Annotated in this window: 27 protein-coding genes; 16 read left to right on the forward strand and 11 right to left on the reverse strand. The window is 58.9% G+C overall.

The features are described from left to right. Positions 1-3 precede the first annotated feature (3 nt). A complete protein-coding gene (locus BM320_RS14925; RefSeq protein WP_090201812.1) occupies positions 4-762 on the forward strand; it encodes a LamB/YcsF family protein in 759 nt (252 codons plus the stop codon). A 93-nt stretch (positions 763-855) separates the two neighbouring features. Beyond that, a complete protein-coding gene (locus BM320_RS14930) occupies positions 856-1,683 on the forward strand; it encodes a bifunctional allantoicase/(S)-ureidoglycine aminohydrolase (protein ID WP_090201611.1) in 828 nt (275 codons plus the stop codon). 15 nt (positions 1,684-1,698) lie between these two features. Here BM320_RS14930 and BM320_RS14935 read toward each other — a convergent pair whose 3' ends face one another. After that, the gene (locus BM320_RS14935; protein ID WP_242651074.1) at positions 1,699-2,640 is read right to left on the reverse strand and encodes a LysR family transcriptional regulator; all 942 of its coding nucleotides are present in this window, start codon (positions 2,638-2,640) and stop codon (positions 1,699-1,701) included. 128 nt (positions 2,641-2,768) lie between these two features. Here BM320_RS14935 and BM320_RS14940 point away from each other — a divergent pair, with 128 nt between their 5' ends. Then, positions 2,769-3,146 (forward strand): hypothetical protein, encoded by a 378-nt coding sequence (locus BM320_RS14940; RefSeq protein WP_090201612.1) that lies wholly within the window; start codon positions 2,769-2,771, stop codon positions 3,144-3,146. Here the strand turns inward: BM320_RS14940 and BM320_RS14945 are convergent. Continuing rightward, positions 3,143-3,823 (reverse strand): endonuclease/exonuclease/phosphatase family protein, encoded by a 681-nt coding sequence (locus BM320_RS14945; protein WP_090201613.1) that lies wholly within the window; start codon positions 3,821-3,823, stop codon positions 3,143-3,145. The genes BM320_RS14940 and BM320_RS14945 overlap by 4 nt on opposite strands. Positions 3,824-3,868: 45 nt before the next feature. Here BM320_RS14945 and BM320_RS14950 point away from each other — a divergent pair, with 45 nt between their 5' ends. After that, a complete protein-coding gene (locus BM320_RS14950) occupies positions 3,869-4,528 on the forward strand; it encodes a DUF2238 domain-containing protein (protein ID WP_090201614.1) in 660 nt (219 codons plus the stop codon). 3 nt (positions 4,529-4,531) lie between these two features. On the opposite strand, the gene BM320_RS14955 is transcribed toward BM320_RS14950, so the two are convergent. Continuing rightward, complete coding sequence (locus tag BM320_RS14955; RefSeq protein ID WP_090201615.1) at positions 4,532-5,536, reverse strand: NAD(P)/FAD-dependent oxidoreductase; 1,005 nt, start codon at positions 5,534-5,536, stop codon at positions 4,532-4,534. A gap of 48 nt (positions 5,537-5,584) precedes the next feature. On the opposite strand from BM320_RS14955, the gene mnmC2 reads away from it, so the two are divergent. Together mnmC2 and BM320_RS14965 are read left to right on the forward strand one after the other, a co-directional pair. Beyond that, on the forward strand, positions 5,585-6,268 hold the full coding sequence (gene mnmC2, locus BM320_RS14960; RefSeq protein WP_090201616.1) for a tRNA (5-methylaminomethyl-2-thiouridine)(34)-methyltransferase MnmC2: 684 nt from the start codon (positions 5,585-5,587) through the stop codon (positions 6,266-6,268). After that, positions 6,258-7,121 carry a DMT family transporter gene (locus BM320_RS14965; RefSeq protein WP_090201617.1) on the forward strand — a complete coding sequence of 288 codons (864 nt, stop codon included), beginning with the start codon at positions 6,258-6,260 and terminating at the stop codon, positions 7,119-7,121. The genes mnmC2 and BM320_RS14965 overlap by 11 nt, the downstream gene beginning before the upstream one ends. On the opposite strand, the gene BM320_RS14970 is transcribed toward BM320_RS14965, so the two are convergent. After that, positions 7,118-9,079, reverse strand: coding sequence for a lytic transglycosylase domain-containing protein (locus BM320_RS14970; protein WP_242651075.1), 1,962 nt, complete (start codon positions 9,077-9,079; stop codon positions 7,118-7,120). The two genes, BM320_RS14965 and BM320_RS14970, sit on opposite strands and share 4 nt — an antisense overlap. 146 nt (positions 9,080-9,225) lie before the next feature. Between BM320_RS14970 and dapA the strand changes: the two genes are divergently transcribed. Together dapA and BM320_RS14980 are read left to right on the forward strand one after the other, a co-directional pair. Further along, positions 9,226-10,098 (forward strand): 4-hydroxy-tetrahydrodipicolinate synthase, encoded by an 873-nt coding sequence (dapA, locus tag BM320_RS14975; RefSeq protein WP_090201618.1) that lies wholly within the window; start codon positions 9,226-9,228, stop codon positions 10,096-10,098. A 51-nt stretch (positions 10,099-10,149) separates the two neighbouring features. Beyond that, a complete protein-coding gene (locus BM320_RS14980; RefSeq protein ID WP_090201619.1) occupies positions 10,150-10,644 on the forward strand; it encodes an REP-associated tyrosine transposase in 495 nt (164 codons plus the stop codon). Positions 10,645-10,655: 11 nt separating this feature from the next. On the opposite strand, the gene BM320_RS14985 is transcribed toward BM320_RS14980, so the two are convergent. Beyond that, positions 10,656-11,840, reverse strand: a complete 1,185-nt coding sequence (locus BM320_RS14985; protein WP_090201620.1) for a winged helix-turn-helix domain-containing protein — start codon at positions 11,838-11,840, stop codon at positions 10,656-10,658. Then, the gene (locus BM320_RS14990) at positions 11,837-12,280 is read right to left on the reverse strand and encodes an ion channel (protein ID WP_090201621.1); all 444 of its coding nucleotides are present in this window, start codon (positions 12,278-12,280) and stop codon (positions 11,837-11,839) included. Before BM320_RS14990 ends, BM320_RS14985 begins: the two co-directional genes overlap by 4 nt. A 108-nt stretch (positions 12,281-12,388) precedes the next feature. Between BM320_RS14990 and smpB the strand changes: the two genes are divergently transcribed. The 7 genes from smpB to BM320_RS15025 all read left to right on the forward strand — a co-directional run bounded on the left by smpB (position 12,389) and on the right by BM320_RS15025 (position 18,404). Then, positions 12,389-12,862 carry an SsrA-binding protein SmpB gene (smpB, locus tag BM320_RS14995; protein ID WP_090201622.1) on the forward strand — a complete coding sequence of 158 codons (474 nt, stop codon included), beginning with the start codon at positions 12,389-12,391 and terminating at the stop codon, positions 12,860-12,862. A 113-nt stretch (positions 12,863-12,975) separates the two neighbouring features. After that, a complete protein-coding gene (locus BM320_RS15000) occupies positions 12,976-13,257 on the forward strand; it encodes a hypothetical protein (RefSeq protein ID WP_090201623.1) in 282 nt (93 codons plus the stop codon). A 169-nt stretch (positions 13,258-13,426) separates the two neighbouring features. After that, positions 13,427-14,293, forward strand: coding sequence for a 3-mercaptopyruvate sulfurtransferase (gene sseA / locus BM320_RS15005; protein ID WP_090201624.1), 867 nt, complete (start codon positions 13,427-13,429; stop codon positions 14,291-14,293). Then, positions 14,293-15,477, forward strand: a complete 1,185-nt coding sequence (locus BM320_RS15010; RefSeq protein WP_090201625.1) for an amino acid aminotransferase — start codon at positions 14,293-14,295, stop codon at positions 15,475-15,477. Before sseA ends, BM320_RS15010 begins: the two co-directional genes overlap by 1 nt. A gap of 142 nt (positions 15,478-15,619) precedes the next feature. Continuing rightward, entirely contained in the window at positions 15,620-16,576 is a 957-nt protein-coding gene (locus BM320_RS15015; RefSeq protein ID WP_090201626.1) for an L-malyl-CoA/beta-methylmalyl-CoA lyase, read from the forward strand. Between the two features lie 180 nt (positions 16,577-16,756). Then, positions 16,757-17,719: an acetyl-CoA carboxylase carboxyltransferase subunit alpha gene (locus tag BM320_RS15020; protein WP_090201627.1), complete on the forward strand. Its 963-nt coding sequence runs from the start codon at positions 16,757-16,759 to the stop codon at positions 17,717-17,719. A 4-nt stretch (positions 17,720-17,723) separates the two neighbouring features. Further along, the gene (locus BM320_RS15025; protein ID WP_090201628.1) at positions 17,724-18,404 is read left to right on the forward strand and encodes a M50 family metallopeptidase; all 681 of its coding nucleotides are present in this window, start codon (positions 17,724-17,726) and stop codon (positions 18,402-18,404) included. A gap of 1 nt (position 18,405) precedes the next feature. On the opposite strand, the gene BM320_RS15030 is transcribed toward BM320_RS15025, so the two are convergent. The 4 genes from BM320_RS15030 to BM320_RS15045 are packed head-to-tail and all read right to left on the reverse strand — an operon-like array spanning position 18,406 to position 21,275. Next, the gene (locus tag BM320_RS15030) at positions 18,406-19,014 is read right to left on the reverse strand and encodes a pyridoxamine 5'-phosphate oxidase family protein (protein ID WP_242651076.1); all 609 of its coding nucleotides are present in this window, start codon (positions 19,012-19,014) and stop codon (positions 18,406-18,408) included. Next, positions 19,007-19,735 carry a lysophospholipid acyltransferase family protein gene (locus BM320_RS15035; RefSeq protein WP_090201630.1) on the reverse strand — a complete coding sequence of 243 codons (729 nt, stop codon included), beginning with the start codon at positions 19,733-19,735 and terminating at the stop codon, positions 19,007-19,009. Before BM320_RS15035 ends, BM320_RS15030 begins: the two co-directional genes overlap by 8 nt. After that, a complete protein-coding gene (locus BM320_RS15040) occupies positions 19,732-20,604 on the reverse strand; it encodes a cell division protein FtsX (protein ID WP_090201631.1) in 873 nt (290 codons plus the stop codon). The genes BM320_RS15035 and BM320_RS15040 overlap by 4 nt, the downstream gene beginning before the upstream one ends. Continuing rightward, the gene (locus tag BM320_RS15045) at positions 20,601-21,275 is read right to left on the reverse strand and encodes a cell division ATP-binding protein FtsE (RefSeq protein WP_090201632.1); all 675 of its coding nucleotides are present in this window, start codon (positions 21,273-21,275) and stop codon (positions 20,601-20,603) included. Before BM320_RS15045 ends, BM320_RS15040 begins: the two co-directional genes overlap by 4 nt. 166 nt (positions 21,276-21,441) lie before the next feature. On the opposite strand from BM320_RS15045, the gene BM320_RS15050 reads away from it, so the two are divergent. Then, positions 21,442-22,281: a zinc-ribbon domain-containing protein gene (locus BM320_RS15050; RefSeq protein WP_090201633.1), complete on the forward strand. Its 840-nt coding sequence runs from the start codon at positions 21,442-21,444 to the stop codon at positions 22,279-22,281. A 4-nt stretch (positions 22,282-22,285) separates the two neighbouring features. Here BM320_RS15050 and BM320_RS15055 read toward each other — a convergent pair whose 3' ends face one another. Further along, positions 22,286-24,877, reverse strand: a complete 2,592-nt coding sequence (locus tag BM320_RS15055; RefSeq protein ID WP_311135508.1) for a TIGR02302 family protein — start codon at positions 24,875-24,877, stop codon at positions 22,286-22,288. Positions 24,878-24,890: the final 13 nt, after the last annotated feature.

Here is a 24,890-nt window from a genome sequence, read left to right on the forward strand (position 1 = left end):
AATATGACACGCAACGTCGATTTGAACGCGGATATGGGCGAAGGCTTTGGCCCTTGGACCATGGGCGATGATGCGGCCCTTTTGGATATCGTGACCTCGGCGAATATTGCCTGCGGGTTTCATGCGGGCGATCCGGATGTGATGGCGCGGACAATGGCACTTGCGGTCAAGAACGGGGTCGGCATCGGGGCACATCCGGGGTTTGCGGACCTCAAAGGCTTTGGGCGGCGGCAATTGCCCCTACCCCATGATGAAATCGCCAATGCGGTGGCCTATCAACTTGGCGCGGCTCAAGCGATGGCGCGGCGCGCGGGAGGTTCAGTCAAACACCTGAAACTGCACGGCGCTTTGTCGAATATGGCCAGCGTCGATGCGGATTTAGCGCGCGCCTGCTATCAGGCGGCGCTCGCGGTTGACCCTGACATCACCATCATGGTGCTGGCCGCCACCGCAATGGAAACGGTGGTGCGCGAATTGGATTGCGCTTGGGCGGGCGAAATTTTCGCGGACCGCGCCTATAATGATGATGCGACCTTGGTTGACCGCCGCAAACCGGGGGCAGTGCTGCATGATGCAACCGTCGCTGCGCCGCGTATCCTGAAAATGCTGGAAGCAGGGGCAATCATCGCCGAAAGCGGCAAGCACATCCCTTGCCGGATCGACACGATTTGTCTGCACGGCGACACGCCGCAAGCCGTTGAAATGGCCCGCGGGATCAAAGCGCACCTGCAAGCGGCGGGCGTGACCCTGCAAACCTTCTAAGCGACCTTCAAAGAAAAACGAACGCTCCTATGCGGCGCTTTGCCCTTTTGCTTTGGTCGCGGGTCGCGCTAACATTTGCCAAGGGAGATTTCCATGACAAATGCACCTTATTACCGCCCCAAAGGCGGGCTGCCGCCGCAGACCCAATTGCTGACAGATCGGGCCATGTTCACCGAGGCCTATGCCGTCATCCCCAAAGGCACGATGACCGATATCGTCACCAGCTATCTGCCCTTTTGGGAAAAAACCCGCGCTTGGGTGATCGCACGGCCCATGTCGGGTTTTGCGGAAACCTTTAGCCAATACATTATGGAGGTCGCACCTGGCGGCGGCAGCACACGCCCTGAACCAGATGCCGCCGCGCAAGGGGTGCTTTTTGTCGTGGGCGGCAGGTTTACCCTGCGCATTGGCGATGAAACCCATGCGCTGGAAACTGGCGGCTATGCATATCTGCCAGCAGGCTGCGACTGGGCGCTAGCAAATGACACGGGCGCGCCTGCGACATTCCACTGGGTGCGCAAACGCTATCAACCCGTTGACGGGATCGACGCGCCAGAGCCTTTTGTGACCACTGATTCAGCCGCGCCCAAGATTGAGATGCCCGACACAGATGGCAAATGGGCAACCACGCGGTTCGTGGACCCCGCTGACATGCGCCACGACATGCATGTGAACATCGTCACGCTGGAACCGGGCGGGGTGATCCCCTTTGCGGAAACCCATGTGATGGAGCACGGGCTTTATGTGCTGGAAGGCAAGGCCGTTTACCGGCTGAACCAGGATTGGGTCGAAGTCGAAGCCGGTGATTTCATGTGGCTGCGCGCCTTCTGCCCGCAGGCCTGCTATGCCGGTGGCCCCGGCCCGTTCCGCTATCTGCTGTATAAAGACGTCAACCGCCATATGCCGCTGGGGCGGGTCTAGCAGCGGCGCGCGCGGCTATAGCACCGGATCAAGCGGCGCCAGCAACTGCGCAATCTGGGTGCGCAACCACAGATGCGGCGCGCTTGCGCTGTGGCGGCGATTCCAGATCATCATCAACTTTACATCCGGCACGATGATTGGCGGCCGGTAAATCACAAGCCCGGCCGATGTGGCGACTTGCGCGGCCAATGCGCTGGGTAAAAGCGCGATCAGGTCAGACCCCGCGACAGCACGGTAAACCCCTGAAAATACAGGCATCGTCAAGACAACACGGCGGTCGCGCCCGATTTGCGCCAGCGCATCGTCGGCCGCGGCGCGGTTTTTACCTTCGGGCGAAAACAGCACGTGACCCAGATCACAATAAAGATCCAGCGGCACAACATCCCCCGCCGCCACGCCCGCCTGCGCAAACTGCGGGTGGTCCTTGCGCGCAATCACCGCATATTGGGACCGGAACACCTGCTGGCTTGCAATCCAGTCAGGCAGGTCACGATCGGGGATCAGCGCCAGATCAATTGCGTAATTATCAAGGTGTTCCACATAGGTATCAGAGACAAGATCAACCAGATGCACCCGTATCATCGGCGCATGCACCTGGAGATATTCTGCGAGGTTGGGAAGCAGCATTTCTGCAAAGAAATCACTGCCCGATATGCGAAACTGCGCCTCTGAGGCAGCGGGATCAAAGGGTTTGGGCGCCTGTATCAGGGCTTCAATCCCTGCAAGGATTTCGTGCAACGGCGCTTGTAGTGACTGCGCAAACTGGGTCGGCGCCAACCCCTGCCCGCGCCGGAAAAACAACTCATCGCCAAGCGCTGCACGCAACCGCCCCAATGCCGCAGAAACCGCAGGTTGCGAAAGGCCCAACCGCCGCGCGGCGCGCACTGTTGACGGGTCATGCAACAAGGCATCCAGCACGCGCAACAGGTTCAGATCAAAGCTTAATAAATTCACCATGTGAATACACTTAATACAAACTATCAATTTTTCATATAGCAAACATCGCGCTATGCTTGGGCCAGCATTTGCGGCCACACCCCCATAGTAATCATGGGTTCAACCACGTTAAGAAAAAGGGCAAAAACATGCATGACATTCCAAAATCGTTTTTTGCAACGGGCGCGATCTTTGCTCTTATTGGTATGGTTTGGGGCATCCAGATGTCGGCAACGCATGATCATACATTGTCGCCTGCGCATGGGCATCTGAACCTGATAGGCTTTGTCGCAATGTCAATTTTCGGCACATATTACGCGCTGACACCGCAGGCGGCAGCTGCGGCCATGTCACGGGTGCATTTTTGGCTGACCAGCTTGACGGTCGTGATCTTGGCACCCGGCATTGCACTGGCGATCAAGGGACAAACCGAAATGCTTGCGCAGCTTGGTTCAGTTCTTGGGGTGGTTTCAATGGGCCTGTTTGCATGGACAGTCCTGCGTCACGGGGTCGGCAGCGCCCGCTAAACCACATCCGCCCAGATCGGCAGATGGTCCGACGCGTGGCGCGCGGGGCCTGTTTGCACGACGCCTGCGTCGCGCAGATCAAACCCTTTTGACATGGCTATCCGGTCTAGTGCTGCAATCGGGCGTGCGGCGTGGAAACTGTGGCCGGGTGCGTGGACAGAAAAATCACCCAAGGCCTCCAGCCCTTTGTGCGGGGACCATTCGTTGAAATCACCTGCAACAATCACGCGCTCGGCGCCGGCGCAGGCCTTGGCAATCGCATGAAGTTGGCGCACGCGGTGCCGGCGCAGAAGGCCCAGATGCGCCGCGACAAAGCTGAACCCTTGCAGATCGACCCGCACCGCGCCGCGCGGCTCTAACCCCGGCAGGTCGATATGGGTGACTTTGCCCGCTTTGATCCCCTTGCGGACCAAGATCGCATTGCCGTGCCAGCCAAGGCTGACGGCATTGCGCGCCACCGGAACAATGTCAAAATCAGTTTCGGCCGCTATCACACTGCGCGCGATGGCACCGGGGCGCGCGCCAAGCCGCAAATCCGCTTCTTGCAAGGCAATCACATCCGCATCCAACCCATTAATAACCTGCACAATGCGCATCGGATCACGCTTGCGATCCAGACCTTTGGCCTTACGGATATTGTAACTGGCGACCCGAAGGCCCTTATTGGATATAGACATGCTATGTTAAATGGGGATGCACGCCAGATATGAAAAGGCTTTCAAATGTTCTGGAATAAGGTTTTTGCACAAAATCGCGTGCTTTTGCTGCTTTGGGGGCTGCTTTTTGTGGCCGCTATCGCCGCATTATTCGAGGCACGCTGGTCGCTGGCCTTTGTGGCGTTCAGCACATTGATACTGGCGATTGCGCCGGTGTTTCTGGCCTCGCGCCTGCATCTGACATTGCCACTGCCATTTTTGGTCGCGGCGACCCTGTTCACATTTGCCACCGTATTCATGGGCGAAGCCTTTGATTTTTATGAACGCTATTGGTGGTGGGATATCGCGCTGCACGGTGGTTCAGCCGTGGGGTTCGGGCTGATGGGGTTCTTGTTTGTTTTCATGCTGTTTGAGGGCGACCGCTATGCTGCCCCGCCTAGCGCCATCGCCTTTATCACATTTTGCGTGGCGATGACCGTCGGCGCGACTTGGGAAGTGTTCGAATTCTTGATGGACCGGACATTCGGGCTGAATATGCAAAAATCCGGTCTGATGGACACGATGGGCGATCTGATCGTCGATGCAGTTGGCGCGCTTTTTGCGGCACTTTCGGGCTATGTGTTCTTGCGCGGCAATAACGCGGGGTTCATGGCGCGGCTGATCCGGCAGTTTATCGGCTTGAACAAGCAGCTTTACCGCAAATCCAAGGACCGGCTGCGCAAATAGGGGCTAGGGACGAAATTCATCCGGCACGCTATCGCGCCCGTCCAGCACCAGATCCGCCATGACCTGCCCGACCTTTGGCGCCATGCCAAAGCCGATCTTGAACCCGCCGTTGGCGACATATTCACCAGCGCGCGCGGGATGGACCCCAAGGACAGGCGCGCGGCTGCGGCTGCGCGGGCGCACACCCGCCCAGCGTTCGATCACGGGCGCGTCCTGCAAAACCGGAAAGGCCGCGCGCGCGCGCGCCAGCACATCATCCAGCAGGTCGTCTGTCGTGGTCGGATCATCAAAATTGCGTTCTGTCGTTGACCCGATGGCCACCGTGCCGTCGCCATGCGGGATGATATGCAGCGCATCTGCAAACAATTGCGGCTGCCCCTTTGCATCAAAGTCCAGCAAAGCCGCCTGCCCTTTGACCCCGCCGCCGCCAACATCGGAGACACCGGCAAAGCCTGTGGCCCAAACGATCTTGCCCTGTGGGTCGCCAGAAGTTTCGACTGATCCGCCCAGCGCGATCACCGCGTCAGCCAGCGCACGTGTAGCGCGGCGCGGATGTACCAGCGCCGACAGGGTATCGCGCACAATAAACCCACTGGGCGATGGCGGCATCCACGCACTGTCGGGCGCGACTATGACTTCCCAAAGGGCCTTGCCCTGCCACAATCGGGCTGCGTTTTCCGCGCGGTCGCGCGCCAGATCAACCGCCCGCGCATCCGCCAAAGGCTGCAACCGCCCCGACCGCGCATAGCCGACATCGGCCCCCGTCAGCGCGCAAACTTCATCCCAGAATTGTTCTGCATAAATCAGGCTTTCGAACTGAAACGCCTTCTTTTCGTTCCATTTTTCGGGGGCATGCGGGGCAAGCGCGCCAACAATCCCTCCGCTTGAGCCTGCTGCGACGCCATTGGGGTCGATCACTTGCACACGGGCGCCGCGTCGCGCACAGGCGTAAGCCACCGCAAGCCCGAAAACCCCCGCACCCATTACTGTCACATCAGCCGTTGCCATTTGCCCGCCTTCCGCCCAAACATGGGATGACCTCTAAGGCATGAACAAATGACAAACCAGACCGCAGACCTTGATTGGCGGGACGGCCGCGTGCCGATCTCAACCCAGTTTGACGATCCTTACTATTCGCTCGACAACGGGTTGGCCGAAACGCGGCATGTTTTTTTGGACGGCAACGATCTGCCCACGCGCTTTGGCGGGGATTTCCAGATAGCCGAGCTTGGCTTTGGGACCGGATTGAACCTGCTGGTCACTTGGGCGCTTTGGGATCAGGCGGGACGGACCGGATCACTGCGGTTCACATCATTCGAGGCCTTTCCGATGGCCATTGACGACATGCGTGCCGCGCTCAAACACTTTCCCGAAGTGTCCGGTTATGCCGCCCGCCTGTTGGACAATTGGACGCCGGGTGCGGGGCCAACACAATTGCCCGACGGGCCGCTTTTGCATGTTATCATCGGCGATGCGCGCCAGACCCTGCCTGTCTGGGACGGATTGGCAGATGCGTGGTTTCTGGACGGGTTTTCACCCGCCAAAAACCCCGAACTTTGGGAGGCGGATCTGATGGGGGCGGTGGGCGCGCATACCCGCGCCGGTGGCAGTGCCGCGACCTATAGCGCCGCAGGCCACGTCCGCCAAAGCCTGACCCAAGCGGGGTTCACCGTGACCCGCACGCCCGGATTTGGCCGCAAACGCCACATGACCCAAGCAAAGATGCCCGATGCAAGATAACACCCGCCTCGGGATCATGTTGATGATCGCAACGACGTTTGTCTTTGCCGTTCAGGATGGCATTTCGACGCATTTGGGTGCGCGATACAACGTGCTGATGATCGTGATGGTGCGCTATTGGTTTTTCGCAGCCTTCGTGATCACCATCGCAACGCGCAAATCGGGCTCGATCAGGGCAGCAGCGGCCACCAGACAGCCGGTCTTGCAAATCGCGCGCGGGCTTTTGCTCGCGGCCGAAATCTGCGTCATGGTATCGGGATTTGTGCTGCTTGGACTGGTCGAAAGCCACGCGGTTTTTGCCTGCTATCCGCTGCTGATTGCGGCATTTTCCGGACCGGTGTTAGGCGAAAGCGTCGGCTGGCGGCGGTGGGCGGCGATTGCAATCGGGTTCATTGGCGTGCTGGTCATTCTACAGCCCGGTTTCGGGGTCTTTGTTCCTGCTGCTGTCGTCCCGCTGGTCGCGGCGCTATTTTTTGCGCTTTATGGCCTGCTGACCCGCTTTGCAGCGCGCAAGGACACTGCCGCCACTTCGTTCTTTTGGACGGGCGTATCGGGCGCGGTTGTGATGACAATCGTCGGCGCATGGTCGTGGGAGCCGATGCTACCTGCCGATTGGGTCTGGATGGCCACGCTTTGCGTGACCGGCGTGCTGGGGCATTTTCTTTTGATCAAGACCTACGCTGTCGCCGAAGCCAGCGCGGTCCAGCCCTTTGCCTATTTGCAACTGGTCTTTGCCAGCGCGATCGGCGTGTTTGTGTTGGGCGAAACGATCCGCCCCAATGTGGCCTTGGGCGGCGCGATTGTGATCGGGGCGGGGCTGTTTACGCTCTGGCGCGCGCGCAAAAAAACCTAGTCGCGCGCCGGACGCGCGACCGGACGCAGCACCGGTTTTTTCCCGATCAACCGTTGCGTAAACGCAAGCGGCCCGGTTTCGCCCGAAAGCCGCGCCTCGTAGATTGGCAGGCTTTCGGCAACGCGCATGACGTAATCGCGGGTTTCGCGGAACGGAATATGTTCGATCCAGTCAATCACATCCATCTCGCGCAGGCGCGGGTCGCCGCGTTCTTCGATCCATGTGCGCGGGCGCCCCGGACCGGCATTGTAACCCGCCGCAATCATCACGGGGCTTGGGCCGAACTGGGCCTCTAGCCCTGCCAGATACTGCGCGCCCAAGGTCGCGTTATAGCGCCAGTCATTGATCACCTGCGCGCGCGAATAAGGCAGGTTAAGTTCACCCGCGACCTCTTCGGCGGTGCCGGGCATCAATTGCATCAGCCCAAGCGCCCCGACAGGGCTGCCGACAGTTGTGTTGAATTCGCTTTCGCGCCGCGCAATCGACAGGGCCAGCGCGGGCGCGACGGGCAGATCCATCTGCGCAATATCATGGATCGGGAAATAGAGCGTCGGGATCACCATTCCGCGCGTGACAGCCACCTTGCCCAGCAGCAATGTGTAATATTGCTCGTCCAGATGGTCGAGATAGGCACCGATCTGCGCCAGCTCTTGCGCGGTCAGGGTCTTGCCCAGATGCGCAAAAAACGTGACCGCAGCGCCGCGTTCGCCGCCTGCAAGCAACAAAAATGCCGCGCGCACGAGCGGCTGGTCGAACACCGGCGCGCCCTCCCAAGCGACCGTTTCACCAACTAGCGTAGGGTCAAGCGGGCGCCCGAGCTTTTCAGCGGCCAATAGTCCGTAAAACGCCGTCTGGTGATTGGCTGCCGCCCCGTAAGCCAGCGCCGCCAGCCCCGCGTCATCCATCACTTCATAGGTGCGGCCCAGCCAGTAATGCATCCGGCTCAGCGAAATCGGGCTTGAAACCGCTGCGGCCGCGTCTTCAAAATGGGTCTGCGCGCGGGCCGGATCACCCAGATAGGTCAGCGCGATATAGCCCGCAAGCCATTCAAGATCGGCATAGGTTTCGCCTTCAGTCAGGTAATGGCGCGCGGCCAGCACATAAGCCTGATCGGCCCGCCCTTCGCGCATTTCCCAGCGCGCAAGCACCCGCCGCCACCCTGCCCAGCGAAATGGCTCGCCCAAGGCGGCGCGGCTGGTGGAGCGGTCAGCAAGCATTGCAACGGCGTCGGTCCAGTCGCCCCGCTGTGCCCGCCAGCTATAGCGGTCATAGGCAAATCCGGGGTCTTCGCGCAATGCAGCGGGAACGGCATCATACAAAGGCAACATATTGCGGGTGCCCGCAATATAGCCAATCCGCGCCGCGGTCACTGCGCGTTGGTCATCGTCTAACAGGGGCAACATACGCTGCGCATCACTGCGCCGCGACCGCCAGAGCATCGCATCCGCGCGCGCGGCGTGATAGGGGGCCAGTTCTTCTGGGAAGGCTGCGATCAATGCTGCATGGCCTTCATCGGTCAACCCCAGTTCAAGCCACGCGCTGCGCAAGATATTATTTGCCTGCGCCAAATCGCCGGTTGCAATCAATGCGCGCGCCAGTTGTTGCGCACCTTCGCCGGTTTGCGGGGCATTGCCAGCAAACCAGGCGATCACCGCTTGTGGCGGGTGGTCTTGGGGGATCAACGGCTCGGCGACCTTGCGCAAGTCATCAAGACCGGGCCAGTCGGGATGGTCGGTGACAAATGGCAGATAGGCTGAAAATTCTGCCTCTCCGCTGCGCAACAGGAACCATGCCAGCGTATCTTTGGTCACCGGATCGGCGGTTGCTGCCAATTGCCATGCAGCTTCACTATCGGCAGAAGCCGCTGCGATGACCGCGGCCGCATCGGGGTCAACCGCTTGCGCGGTTACCGGCGCGCCGACGCAAGAAAGCGCAATTGCCAAGGAAAGTTTTCGCATCAAAGTCACCGCATCGCCTCTTTTAGAAATAAACTAGCGTGACGGGCCGCAATAACAACTCACAAACTTGGCAATCGGCGCAAACCCGTCTAGTGTCCGCGCGATTTTACTCGGGCGATTCAGCCCCCCACACAAGGAAGCGCGTTATGTTCAAAGGGTCACTCCCCGCCCTCGTCACGCCGTTTAACGACGGCCAAGTGGACATTGATGCGCTCAAGAAGCTTGTCAATTGGCACGTTGACCAAGGATCACACGGTCTAGTGCCTGTCGGCACCACAGGCGAAAGCCCGACGCTCACACATGGTGAACATGATGCGGTGGTGGCTGCCGTCGTCGAAGCGGCCGCCGGGCGTATTCCGGTGATCGCCGGGGCCGGGTCCAATAACACAGTGGAAACCGTGCGGTTGGTCGAGGCGGCCAAAGCCGCGGGTGCGGATGCAGCGCTTGTGGTGACCCCCTATTACAACAAACCGACCCAAGCAGGGCTGATCGCGCATTTCAGCGCCGCCGCCGCCTGTGGATTGCCGATCATCATCTACAATATCCCCGGCCGTTCTGTGGTTGATATGACCCCTGCAACAATGGGTGAGCTGGCGAAGCTTGATATGATCATCGGCGTCAAAGACGCCACAGGCGATCTATCGCGCGTGCCAAAGCAACGCATAAGCTGCGGCACCGATTTTTTGCAGCTGTCTGGCGAAGACGCGACCGCGCTTGGCTTTAACGCGCATGGCGGCTTGGGCTGTATTTCGGTCACGGCCAATGTCGCGCCGAAACTTTGCGCCGAATTCCAAGCCAGCACGCTGGCGGGTGACTATGCCACAGCATTGACTCAACTGGACCGTTTGATGCCACTGCACGAAGCAATCTTTACCGAACCCGGTGTGGCCGGCGCGAAATACGGCATGTCTTTGCTGGGTCTTTGCCGCGAAGACGTGCGTTCACCGCTCACCCCGCTGACCGACGCCACCAAAGAGAAAATGCGCGCGGCAATGGTGCACGCTGGGCTGTTGAACTAGTAGGATGGGTGATTTCACCCATCCTTAACCAATATGCGCCAATTGTGCGGTATGACCCAATACCGCCGTTGGCGCCGCAACGGCGCGACATATTTCTTTACGGTAAATCTGGCAGACCGTTCCGCGGCGGCTTTGGTCGATCATATCGACCAGCTGCGCGCCGCGGTCAGGGTCACGCGCCACGAACGGCCTTTTCAAATCAATGCCGCGGTGATCATGCCAAACCACTTGCATACCATCTGGACCCTGCCGCATGACGATAGCGATTTTTCAACCCGCTGGCGGCTTATCAAAACGCGATTTTCACGCAGTTTGGGCGCAAAACAGCCCGTCGGCCGATCACAGCGCGAAAAAAAGGAATGCGGGATTTGGCAGCGCAGGTTCTGGGAACATATGATCCGTGACGATGCCGACTATGCAAACCATCTGCAATATTGCTGGGAAAATCCGGTGAAGCACGGGTTTGTCACGCGGGCGGTTGACTGGCCCTATTCGTCGCTCCACCGCGATATGCGGCTGGCGAACCGGTTTTGTGGGGATGGGTGAAATCACCCATCCTACTTGATCCAGCCATCTCCGAACACGATGTCGCTGCAACCTCCGAAACGGGCCGCGCGCAAAAGCTCGGCTTGCAGCGCCTGCCTGCGCCCTGCGCCCATCTGCACGTTTAACTCTGGCCAGAATGCGGTCACGCGCAGTAGGTCGTTGTCGCGTTTCATGTCGATGCGCCCGATCATTTGGTCGCCCTCCATCACCGGAAAGACATAGTAGCCATATTTGCGTTGCGCGGCGGGCACAAAGATTTCGATCCGGTAGTGAAATCCGAACAAACGTTCCGCGCGTTTGCGATCACGCAGGGCCGGATCAAATGGCGATAAAATCCGCAGGCGTTTGGCGGGCGCTGCGATATTGTCCATCACATCAGGCCAGGCAAACGACCGCCGCAATTTGCCGTCAACACCTGCCACGTCAATCGCCATAATACGCCCCTCTGCAAGCGCCGCAGCGCACCATGCCTTGGCCTCGGCGGGGGTGATATTTGCCCAAAACGCCGCAAGCTCACCGCTGGTTGCAAACCCAAGCCTGCTGAGCGCGCTGGCGCAGCACCAGTTGATCGTGTCTTGCAGATCGGGGCGCGACGCGCGGTAGGCGTCGGGGATCACCCGTTCGGTCAAATCATAAACTTTGGTAAACCCGTCACGGCGCACAACCGACAACTGGCCGGACCGCCACAAGAATTCGAGCGCGGTTTTGGATGGATGCCAGTCCCACCAGCCGCCTGATCCACGGCTTTCGTCTTTGCCGACCTGTCCCGATGTGCAAGGTCCATCATCGGAAATGCGGTTCATCACCTCTTGGGTTTTTGACATGAAGTCATCGCGCCGCCAGTCTTTCCAGCGGCGCGACAGCAGCGCTTTGTCGCGGGCAAAACGGTGCCGCCAATGGGGAAAGCTTGTGATCGGGATCGCTGCGGCGTCATGGGTCCAGTGTTCAAACACTGCGCGGTCCTGTTGCAACAGGTTTTGCAAGGCAATCGGCCGGTATTGCTGGCGGCGCGACCACAAGATCAGATCATGCGCACGTGCGAATGTATTCACGCTATCAAGCTGCACAAAGCCAAGATCGTCGATCACCGCAGCCAGATCCGCGCCCGTCCCCGCGCCGGACGGGCGCGACGATAAACCGTGCCGGTGCAAAAACACGTGGCGGGCTTGGGTATTGGACAGGATCGGAATGCTCAACGGTTTGGCTTTCTGGCGGCAAGCTGTTGCAAGCGGACCTGACGCAATGCCTCGACCAGCAGGGCAGTGACCATACCGATATTAAGCAACCCGTTTGCCGCAGCCAACCCGCCAAGTAACCGCCATTCCAGAGGCAGCAAGATATCACCGAACCCCAGTGTCGTAAAAGCCACGAGCGAGAAATAGACCGCGGGTTCCATCGCATCGAACACGCCAAGCACATGCAAAGAAAGCGCCCATATCCATACACCCGCAGTCATCTGCACCATCACCCACACGGCCGCGACGCATAAAACCAGCATCAGTTTGATCCTGTGCGGCTCGCGCGCAAGCCAGGGGTGTAACCGCACGATCATGCCTTCCATTGCCCAAAAGCTAAGTCCGGCGATAAAAATCGAGGCGAGCAACAAAACGGTGCCTAGGGCAAGTTGAATGAACATATTCCGGTCCTTGGGGGGCCGCAAAGCCCGGCGCATTGTGCAAAGGCGCGTCCCGCAATACTGCAATCTCTTGTTCAGCCGCGCAACATGCCCTATCTCGGCCAGACTATGGCAAAGAAACCTGAAAACAAAAACTACAAAGTCATCGCGGAAAACCGGCGTGCGCGCTATGATTACGCGATTGAAAGCGACCTTGAGGTCGGGATCATGCTGCATGGTTCCGAAGTCAAATCGTTGCGCATCGGGCAATCCAATATCGCAGATAGCTACGCATCGGTGGATGACGGCGAATTATGGCTGACCAACGCCTATATCGCCCCCTATGAACGCGCCATGTTCAGCCATGAAGAACGCCGCAAGCGCAAGCTGCTGGTCAGCCGCAAAGAAATTGCAAAGCTATGGAATGCAACCAAGCGCGAAGGCATGACCCTTGTGCCGCTGGTGATGTATTTCAATGACCGCGGGTTGGTAAAGCTCAAGATCGGGGTCGCCAAGGGCAAGAAAAACCACGACAAACGCGCAACCGAGGCCAAGCGCGACTGGGGTCGCCAAAAACAGCGGCTGTTGCGCCACGGCGACTAATTGTCGCAGGAAATGCTTTGCGGATCGGCAATCATTGGTTAACGTTTCTCCTATGCGCTGCGCCGGATCAACCGGCGCGGCCTACAATAAGATCCACAGGGGAGAGAAATTCAATGGAACAGATGATTATTCAGCTTATCTCGGGTGCAGTTGGCGGAAACGCTGCCGGGACAGCAATGAAGGGCCTTTCGCTTGGGACGCTTGGCAATACGATTACAGGTCTCATTGGTGGTGCCGGTGGTGGACAATTGATCGCGATGCTCGGGAGCGGCGCTACGGCCGCGGCCGGAAGCGGTGACATGATGGGCATGGTCACACAGATTGCAGGCGGCGCGGGCGGTGGTGCCATTCTGACAGCAATCGCAGGGATGATCAAAACCCGCATGTCCGGCTAATATATCGTTTGCTGCTGACGCCCCAATGCAACTAGGGGCGTCAGCGCAAGGTTTTTCCAGCTATTCAGGCGCTAAAGCACCCACACAACGGGTCAATCGCGGCAGTGCCACTTGTCATAATTCGCAGCGCGCGTTACCTCTGCGGCAATTGCCACGAAAGGTGACTGCCATGACAAATACTGCGCCCGATGACCCTAAAACGCTGGTCAGCACAGATTGGCTTGCTGCGCATCTCAAGAACCCCGACCTGCGGATTCTGGACGGATCATGGTATATGCCCGATGCAGGGCGCGACGCGCGGGCGGAATTCGAAAAAGGACATATCGCAGGCGCGCGGTTTTTTGACATTGATGATGTCAGCGACCATCGTTCCGAATTGCCACACACAGCGCCGCCAGTGGAAAAATTCATGTCGCGGGTGCGTGCGATGGGGGTCGGCGACGGGCATCAGATTGTTGTCTATGACGGCAGCGGGCTGTTTTCGGCCGCGCGCGTCTGGTGGCTGTTTCGCCTGATGGGGCATGAAAATATCGCGGTGCTGGATGGCGGGCTGCCCAAATGGCTGGCTGATGGCCATAAAACCACCAAGACCCCCCCAAACATCCGCGACCGCCATATGACCGTGAAACCGCGGCCCGCGCTGATCAAGGACGTGACCCAGGTTGCGCGCGCGGCGAAACTGCGTGACCATAATATTGTTGACGCCCGTGCGCCTGCCCGTTTTCGCGGCGACACCGAAGAACCGCGCGAAGGGCTGCGCTCGGGGCATATCCCGGGATCGCGCAACGTGTTCTATCAGGACCTGTTTAACACCAATGGCACGATGAAGCCCGCAAATGCGCTGCGCACCGTGTTCACCGATGCGGGCGTTGACATGCAAAAGCCGATTATCACCACCTGCGGGTCGGGGGTGACTGCCGCGATCCTGTCGCTGGCCCTTGAACGGATCGGCAAGAAAGATCATTCACTTTACGATGGCTCATGGACCGAATGGGGCATGTACGCCGACCTTCCAATCGCTACCGGAGCTGCCTAATGCTGGAAAACCTGACCCAACTACCCGCCGACAAAATCCTTGCCCTGATGGCCAAGTTCAAAGAAGACCCGCGCACCGACAAGGTCGATCTGGGTGTTGGCGTTTACAAAGACGCCAGCGGCAACACCCCCGTCATGCGCGCCGTCAAAGAAGCCGAGCGCCGGATTCTCGCGGATCAGACCAGCAAATCCTATACCGGTCTGGCGGGTGACCCTGCCTTTGGTCAAGCCATGCGCGAACTGGTGCTGGCCGATAGCGTCGCCGCCGACCGTGTCGCAGCCGTGGCAACACCTGGCGGCACAGGCGCCATTCGTCAGGCACTTGAACTGATCAAAATGGCCGCCCCAAATGCCACCGTCTGGCTGTCGAACCCCACATGGCCGAACCACCCGTCGATTATCAAATATCTGGGCATGAAAATGGCCGAATACCGCTATTTCGACGAACAAACGCGCGGCGTGGATTTTGACGGGTTGCTGGCCGATCTTGACGGTGTTGCGGAGGGCGATGTCGTGCTGCTGCACGGCTGCTGCCACAACCCGACAGGCGCAAACTTGACAATAGATCAGATGGCGCAAGTCATCACAAAGTTGCAGGAACGCGGCGCGGTGCCGATGGTCGATATTGCCTACCAAGGGTTTGGTGACGGGCTCGAGGAAGACGCGGCCATCACCCGCCAGATCGCCAGCAGCTTTGACAATGTGCTGATCGCGGCAAGCTGTTCCAAGAACTTTGGCATTTACCGCGAACGCACAGGGCTACTGATGGCGATCGGCAAAGACGCCGCACAGCAAGCATTGGCGCAGCAAACATTGGCGTTCTTGAACCGTCAAAACTATTCTTTCCCACCCGACCACGGCGCGCGTATTGTCACAACGATCCTGAATGACCCCGAATTGCGCGCCGATTGGGAAGCCGAGCTGGAAGAAACCCGCAACGGCATGCTTGGCCTGCGCGCACAGTTGGCGGCAGAACTCAAGCGGTTGACCAACAGCGACCGCTTTGATTTCCTTGCAGATCACCGCGGCATGTTTAGCCGCCTCGGCACCACGCCGGATAAGGTTGAAAAGCTGCGCGCTGAGCATGGGATTTACATGGTTGGCGATAGCCGGATGAACATCGCAGGTCTGAACGCACAAACCGTGCCAATCCTTGCCAAGGCCATCGTCGACGCTGGAATCTAATCCAGCAAGAATGAATTTCGCGAAATTCATTCGCGCCCGCAGCATGTTTTTCTGCGGGCGCGAAATTTGCATTGCGATCCACCGCGCAACATTATATCGAACCTGTGTAGCTATCTGAAACTTTGATACGCAGGGAAATACAATGTCATTCCGCATCCAACCAACGCCGCCCGCCCGTCCCAACCGCTGCCAGCTTTTCGGCCCTGGTTCTAACACCAAACTTTTTGCGAAAATGGCAGCAAGTGCTGCGGATGTGATCAACCTTGATCTTGAAGACAGCGTATCGCCATCCGACAAGGACAGCGCGCGCGCCAATATCATCGAAGCCGTCAACACCATTGACTGGAACACCAAATATCTGAGCGTGCGGATCAACGGGTTGGATACGCCCTATTGGTACCGTGATGTTGTGGATCTGCTTGAACAGGCAGGCGACCGGCTTGACCAGATCATGATCCCCAAGGTCGGCTGTGCGGCGGATGTCTATGCGGTTGACGCTCTGGTCACAGCGATCGAAACTGCAAAAGGCCGCACCAAGCCCATCAGCTTTGAGGTCATCATCGAATCCGCAGCTGGCATCGCCCATGTCGAAGAAATCGCTGCCAGTTCGCCGCGCATGGCGGCAATGTCGCTGGGTGCAGCGGATTTTGCGGCGTCCATGGGGATGCAGACGACCGGCATCGGTGGCACACAGGACAACTATTATATGCTGCACGGCGATACGCGGCACTATTCCGACCCATGGCATTGGGCGCAAACCGCGATTGTCGCTGCCTGCCGCACGCATGGTATATTGCCCGTCGACGGCCCATTTGGCGATTTCTCGGATGATGAGGGCTACCGCGCGCAGGCCCGCCGTTCAGCGACATTGGGCATGGTCGGCAAATGGGCGATCCACCCCAAGCAGATCGCATTGGCCAACGAGATGTTCACCCCTTCCGAGGCGGCGGTCACCGAAGCGCGCGAAATTTTGGCGGCGATGGAAGCCGCCAAAGCCCGCGGCGAAGGTGCCACCGTCTATAAGGGCCGCTTGGTCGATATCGCGTCGATCAAACAAGCCGAAGTCATTGTGCGCCAGTCCGAGATGATCGCAGGCTAACCCATGGCCCGACGGGCGGCAGGGGCCAGCAAGCCTGCCAGTTTCGATCACATATGCGCAAACGCACCGGATTGTGCGGCCGCGTGTTTTTGAAACGGCAATCACCTTGCGGCCCCGTTGCCAATGCGGTGACGTTACGCCATATATCATATAGCGAACGTAACAAGGTCCCTACCGCCCATGACACAATATCTCGATTTCGAAAAACCGCTGGCCGAAATTGAAGGCAAAGCTGAAGAATTGCGTGCCATGGGCCGCGATAATCCTGAAATGGACATCGAAAAAGAAGCCGCTGCTCTCGACAAAAAAGCAGCGGATCTGCTTGTGTCGCTTTATGCGGACCTTAGTCCTTGGCGCAAATGTCTGGTGGCCCGCCACCCTGAACGCCCGCATTGCATCGACTATATCGACGCGCTGTTCACCGAATACACCCCGCTGGCGGGTGACCGCAATTTTGCCGATGATCACGCCATTATGGGCGGTATCGCGCGGTTTAACGGCAAACCTGTCATGGTGATCGGCCATGAAAAGGGCAATGATACAAAATCGCGCATTGAACGCAATTTTGGCATGGCCCGCCCCGAAGGCTACCGCAAGGCGATCCGCCTGATGAACCTTGCCGACCGTTTTGGCATCCCTGTGATTACGCTTGTGGACACACCTGGTGCATATCCGGGTAAAGGCGCAGAAGAACGCGGCCAGTCAGAGGCGATTGCGCGGGCAACCGAAAAATGTCTGGAACTGGGCGTGCCTTTGATCAGCGTGATCATTGGCGAAGGCGGGTCCGGCGGGGCCGTGGCCTTTGCCACGGCGAACCGCGTCGCGATGCTGGAAAATTCGATCTATTCCGTGATCAGCCCCGAAGGCTGCGCGTCCATCTTGTGGAAAGACGGCGGGAAAATGCGCGAAGCCGCAGAGGCCCTGCGCCTGACCTCCAAAGACCTGAATGAACTGGGGGTGTGCGACACGATCATCACAGAACCCAAAGGCGGGGCGCACCGCGACAAAGCCAAGGCAATCGAAGCCGTTGGCGCCAAGCTCAAGACACTTCTTGCCGAACTTGACGGCAAATCCCCCGAGAAACTGCGCGCTGACCGGCGTCGCAAATATCTCAAGCTCGGGTCCAAGGGGCTCGCGGCCTAGGGCAATGCGCGCATTTTTGCGCGGCCATTGGCAATTGGCCGTGCTGACCATCCTTGTTTTTGCGCTTTGGCAAACGCCGGCAATGACCCCTCTCAAGATTTTGGTGGTGTTCCTGCACGAGGCGTCGCATGCGATTGCTATCCTGCTCACTGGCGGCGCCATTGACAGCTTTGAGATCAACAAGAACCAAGGCGGCGAAGTCTGGGCCCGTGGCGGCAACCGTTTTGTCATGCTGACGGCGGGCTATCTGGGTTCGCTACTGATCGGTGTCGGCATGTTAATCGCAGCCCTGCGCACCGCCGCTGACCGCAAGATTATGGCCGGATTGGGGATTATCATGCTGCTTATCGCTGCGATATATATCCGTAGTGCATTTGCCCTGTCATTTACCGTTGCAACGGGTGCGGGCATGATCCTTCTGGCGTGGAAATTCGGCCATGATATCAATGACCTTTGCCTACGGATCATCGGGCTTAGCAGCATGGTTTATGTGCCCTATGACATTGTCAGCGACACGATTTTGCGGCCAGAGCTACAGTCAGACGCGCGGATGCTGGCCGAAGAATTTGGCGGCACCACGGTGATCTGGGGCGGCGTCTGGTTTGCCATTGCCATCGGTGTGATCGGCCTGTGTCTGCGTTACGGGCTTGGGCGTAACAGCAATTTGGCGTTCAACCGCGCCTGACCTACCACATCGTCGACTTCGCCCGCGCACCCCAGCTTGCGTCATATTCCGCGCCATCGAATCCGGCTTCTTGCTCGGCGAGCATCTCTCCGACGCTGGGCAGACCTGTGCTTTCATCCGCCGCGGTCCAAAGCCCTGCACGCATCAAAGCGCGCGCGCATTGGCTGTAGACTTCGACAATTGTGATCACCACGACACTGCGCGGTTGGCGACCTTGCTGGCCAAAACGGGCAAGAATATCGGGGGCGACAGTCACAATGGCCGTGCCATTGATCCGGATTACATTGTTGGAACCCGGCACAAAGAACATCAGGCTTATCCGCCCGTCAGCGACAATATTGCGTAAAGTGTCCATCCGGTTGTTGCCGCGCCAATCGGGCAGCAACAATGTCTTTGGGTCGTCAACTGTGACCACCGGACCATCGTCGCCGCGCGGGCTGCCATCTGTGCCATCCGGCCCGACGGTCGACACCACGCAAAACCGCGATGAAGCGATCCACTTGTGATAAAGCGGCGTCAGATGGTCCGCGACCTTGATCAATGATGCTTTGCCGGGCGTGCCATAAAGCGCCTCAAGCGCTGCAATATCGGTGATCGTGGTCTTATCCAATAAATCCGGCCTCTGCATTTAGCCGGTCGCTGGCTGTTTCAATTTGTTCTTCCAGCAGCGCCATGAACTTGGGAATTTCCAACCCTGCATCAATCTGCGGCAAGAATTCAAATACGGCGGTGCCGGGTTTGCGGTAGATCCCGCGCTTGGGCCAGAATACCCCGACATTTGTCGCCACAGGCACAACAGGTTGCCCCAATTCACGGTAAAGCGCGCCAGTGCCGATCTTGTATTTCGCCTTTACGCCCGGCGCGATACGGGTGCCTTGTGGGTAGATAATCAACTGGCCAGGCAGCGATTTGCCTGCATGCACATCCGCAATCATCTGTTTGATCGCCACGCCGCGTTTGCCGCGATGCACCGGAATGCACCCGATCCGCAGGCCGAACCAGCCCAGCACTGGCGCATATTTCAGGATCGCTTTCATGATGAATTTGCCACGCGGCACCGCGTGATAGGTGCAGATCACATCCATGAACGACTGGTGCTTTGCGGCGACCATGACCTCATCCGTGGGCGGGGTGCCACGAATTTCAACCTTTAGCCCGATCATCCAGCGCGCCGACCACTGCACATAGCTGCAATAGGCGTGACAGGCGGCCATAGCCCCCCTGCGCGATATGATCGCTGCGGGCAAATAGACGATACCGACAACAAGCATCGCCAGATACATCAGCGTGATGAAAATAAGCGACCGAAGCCATTGAATTGCATAGCTCATGTTTGTTCCTTTAGTCGCGCCATCGCGGCAGCACGGGTTGCCAAAAACGCAACGCCCGCAGCAAGAAGTGGCATAATCACAGGCCAAATCCAACCCGCCCCGGCAAAGCCGATTTCAGCAAAGAAACCGCCGCCATCAGGTAAAACCTGCACCACAATCACGCCCGACACAACGCCCAGCATGGCACCAACGCCGGCGCGCAACGTAAAGCGCCGCACAAAGGCGCGGGCAATGTAGACATCCCGCGCGCCGACCAACCGCAAGACGCGGATCACCTGCACATTTGCCGCCAACGACGCCTGCGCCGCCAGCGTGATCATTGCACCCACGCTGGCAAAAATCAGCAAGATCACCACAGCGCCGATCAAGCGCACACGCATCGCAGCCGCCACAAGCGGATCGCGCCAACTGCCATGATCATCAAACACCGCCCCCGGAATTTCCGCGGCAAATCTGGCCTCAAGTCCGGCAAGATCATAGGGCGGATCATCCGCGATGACTTCGACCAGCTGGGGGATCGGCAGGTTCTCAAGCTGCAGGTCCGTGCCAAACCACGGGGTCAACAACGCCTCTTGTTCTTCTTTGGTAAGCGCGCGCGCACTGGCCACGCCAGGCGTGGTTTCAAGAATCTGGAGCGCCTTTTGCAACTGGTCCGTTTCCGCCGGCAATCGCAGGGTCGCAGCCTGTGCCAGTTCATCCGCCCAACGATCCGCAACGCGCCCTGCAGACAACGAAAGCGCCAACGAAATGACCGCCAAAAACGCCATCACCGCCGCCACAAAGACCGTCAGCCGCGCGGTTAACCCTGTCGGCGGCACGACACGGTCCGCCTGCGGGTCGCCGATAATCAGATCCAATAACGCTTTCATAGGACCGCCCCCGCGGTGGTTAACAGCCCGTCTTTGAGCCGCAAAACGCGCGCGTCCACATCCGATTTCAGCGACCGGATCATCGCCAGATCATGGGTCGCAATCAGCACGGTTTTGCCCATCTTGTTCAGTTCAACCAGCAGCGCCAGCAACCGCTGTGACATTTCCCAATCGACGTTGCCGGTGGGTTCGTCCGCGATGATCACATCGGGTGACATGATCACGGCACGTGCAAGCGCTGCGCGCTGGCGTTCACCGCCCGACAATTCCGGCGGACGCTGCGCGGATTGTTTGCTTAGCCCGACCCAAGCCAGCAGTTCTTTCAGGTTTTCGCTGGCTTCGGCCGCCCTGTCTGCCACGGACAACGGGAGCGCGATGTTCTCGGCAACACTCAGGTGGTCAAGGAACTGGCAATCCTGATGCACCACTCCGATCCGTCGGCGGGACATTGCCACCGCGTCGCGATCAAGCGTATTTGCATCCTGCCCGAAAAGCCGCACCTTGCCCCGTTGTGCCCGCAAATCGGCATAGCACAACCGCAAGAGCGTGGTCTTTCCAGCCCCTGACGGGCCAGTCAAAAACTGGAACGATCCAGGCACAAGTGTCAGAGATAGTTGCGAAAAAAGCGCTGCGCCACCATGGCCATACGACACTTTATCCAATTCAATCACGGCTTTTCCTTTGCGTCATGCGCCTGTATTGCCTAAATCAACGCGAGGATACAATGACCGCCACGATCACATCTGTGCAAATGCTTTGCGTTTGTGCCAATTATTGTTAGATTACAGATGGTTTTGTGGATTAAGTAATTGTTTGTCGGGCTGAAGGATAAAAATAATGCGGCTAATTTGCCCCAAGTGTAACGCGCAATATGATATTGCCAGCGACGCCATTCCAGCGGGCGGGCGTGACGTACAATGTTCGAGCTGCTCGCATACATGGTTCCAGACCGAAAAAGCGCCCGAGGCAGCCAGCGTTGTGACACCGTCGGCCCCGCCCAAGGCAGCAACCGATGTGCAAAAAGCCATTACCAAGCGCAAGCCGCTGGATTCGTCGATTGCAGATATCTTGCGCCAGGAAGCCGCGCGCGAACAGGCCGAAGCGCAAGCCAGCGCTTCACCCGCGGCCGCGCCCCCGCCGACATCGCAATCACGCCCTGCCAGCCCCGTCGGCGCAGAAGAAACCCGGCGGCGTATTTCCATGATGGCCGAACAGGATGCCAACACGCCTGCCACTGTTGCCGCCGCTGCAACCGGGGCCGTTGCGGATGATGCAAATCTGCGCAGCGTGCCAAGCATTGATGAAATTAATCAACAGCTGCGCGCACGGTCACAATCTGCCAATGGCGCAAATCTGACCGAAGCCGAACACCAGCAAGTAGCCGAACGCAAAGGCTTTCGGCGTGGTTTTGCCTTTGTTCTGATACTGGTTGCGATTGCCATTGCGCCATATATCTTTGCCGAACAAATTCTTGCGCAGTTCCCGCAATATGCAGGGCCAATGGAAACCTATCTCGAATACGTGGATACGGCACGCCTGTGGTTGAACGAACAGTATCAAACGGTTCAAGGCATGATCGCAGACTATACCGGTGCGGCTGAAACACCGGCGACTGCCACACCGGCCCCCGCCATTGAAAGCGCGGCACCGGTCGCCCCCGAAGCACCGTCAGAATAAGCCGCTAGAACTGGTCAAGCAGCCTGCGCAGATAGTCGCGTTCGATTTCAGGACGCGACCGGTCGCCCGAGCGGCGCCGAATTTCATCCAACAACTCTTCTGCGCGGCGTTTTACATCCATCTCGCCCAACAGGTTCTGGTCCGACCCTGACTGTCCTGTATTGCCCACTTCGCGGCCCAGTGGATCGCGCGCGCCCGGAATCGGCTGCGCGGATGCCGCACCTTGTTCGCCTCCCTGACCTGGCGCGTCATCGCGGTTTTCCGCCAATGCCTGCCCCATTTCGCGCATCCCGTTGCGCAGCGCGTTCATCGCCTCGGCCTGACGGTCGATTGCTTCGGCCAGATCGCCATTGCGCAGGGCTTCTTCGGCGCCGTCCATCGCGCCTTCGGCTTGTTCCAGCGACTGGCGGGCAATTTCGCCAGCTTCGCCGTTCAGGTTCGGAAGCCCGTCGCGCTGGCGTTGCAATTCATCGCGCAGCGCCTGTTGGCGGTCGGCAAGGCTGCGGCTATCGGGCTGACTGCCTTGCCCGCCTTGACCATCTTCGCCCGGCTCGCGCCCTGATCCGGCTTCACCCTGTTCTTGGCCTTGGCCGCCTTGCTGGTCGCCAGGGTCAGTGCCGTCTTGACCCTGTTCGCCTTGCTGGCCCTGCTGCGGCTGCTGCCCTTGCTGGCCTTGCGGGGACGGGTTGAACTGTTCTTGCAGTTCGCGGAACGCGTCGTCTGACAACTCTTCTTGTTCGCGCAAAGTATCGGCCAGATCCTGCATGGATTGCTGCCCCGGCGTTTGCGGGCCATTGCCGCCCTCGCCTTGGGTGATCCGCATGTTTTCCAGCATCTGGTTCAGCTGTTCCATCAGCTCTGCCGCTTCGGCCATCCGGCCTTCTTGCATCAGCTCTTCGATCCGGTCCATCAGCGCCTGAATTTCATCCGCAGACAGTTCTGTCATGTTTTCGCTGTTGTCGGCCTGATCGGTTCCGTCGCCGGGCTCCATTTCTTCGGCCAAAAGGCGCATATAATCGTCGGTAGCTTCGCGCAGTTCTTGCATCAGCTCCGCGATTTCCGCATCGGTCGCGCCGTTACGAATGGCTTCTGCCAGCCGTTCCTGCGCGCGTTCAAGCCGCTTGCGCGCATCAGAAAGCCGCCCGTCTTCAAGCTGTACCGCCAGATCCCAAAGCGCTTGCACAATTTCGGCCTGCCCGTCATCGTTCATGCCAAATTCGGCCATACGGTCCAACTGGCGGATGATCGTGCGCAGCCGCAGATATGATGTTTCCTCGATCCCCAAATCCTCGGGGCGGTGCGCCATCGCGCGCAGCACCTGATTGACGCGCACCAGATTGGCCTTGGACCACATCAAATCGCGGCGCTGTTCAATCACGGCTTTGGCGAAAGGCCGGAAAAACCGCCGCCCCGGCAGGATCATCGGCTCTGGCGCTGTATCTGTCACCTGACCTGCTGCATCGACGACCTGCAAACGCATCGTCACGGGCATATTTGCAAGCAGATGTTCGCTCAGGTCGTCGATCAGCAATGCGTCAAAATCGCTGCGTGATCCGGAAAACGGCATCGGCAAATCAATAACCAAAGGCGCGACCGGATCGGGATCAACAACCAGCCCGTATTCGCGCGCAACCTGACCCAGATCAAGCGTGATCGTAGCCGACCCGTGTTCGACCCCGTAATCATCAAACGCCATAAATGGCTGCGAAAATTCGCCCATTGCATCGGCTTCTATGGGGCCGGTCAGTTCAACTTCGGGGGGGCTGTCGGGGATAGCCGTGATGTCCCATGCGATGCCGTTTGCGCCCAACACCGTAAGAGTGCCGGACTGCGTGATGTCAAATTCCTGCTGCGGATCGGAAGCGGCTGCAATTTCGCCTGTGCGCCCCGATACGGTTTCGGCCAGCGTTAGCGCGCCGACTTCGCCGTAAAGGCGCAGCGTCACGGCGCTGCCCGTTGGCACAGCCAAAGCGCCCGCAGGCACATCGTTCAGGTAAATTGCCGGTTTGCCCGTATATGCTGGCGGTTCTATCCAGCCTTCCCAGACGGGGCCAGCGACCAGCGCGCCATCCGCGCCCGCGACGACATCGCCAACAGTGGTGACCCGCAAAAGCGATCCGAACAACAGTGCTACCACAAAAAACAAAAGCGCCAGAAACCGCAGCCCAAAGGGGTCGCGGTCGGTCAGGGTCAGATCGGGTTCAACCGCATGCGCCGTTTTTGTACGTTCGGCCATACGTGCCAGATGCGCCTGCCAAACGGCGGTGGATGCGGGATCATTGCTACCGATGGCTTGGGTGTCGGCAATTGCCGCTATCGGACGGCCAGGCATGGCCGCATCAACCCGCGCTATTGCCTCTGCCCGCGTCGGGATCTTGAACCGGCGCAGCCCCCAAAAGACGGCCGCGCAAATCGCCAATGCGCTACCCACCGCGACGGCCCAGAACGCCTCGAGCGACAGGAATTCGTGCCAGCCCATCATCAGGGCGGCAAGCACAAGCAAAAGCACAGTCCAAAGCGGCCAAAACGCGCGCAGCAATTGCTCTGCGGACATGCCAACCCGCGTCAAGGTTACCGGCAGGCGCAGATGGCGCAGGTGATCGCTCGGG

It is taken from the genome of Yoonia tamlensis (assembly GCF_900115105.1).
Taxonomy (GTDB): Bacteria; Pseudomonadota; Alphaproteobacteria; order Rhodobacterales; family Rhodobacteraceae; genus Yoonia; species Yoonia tamlensis.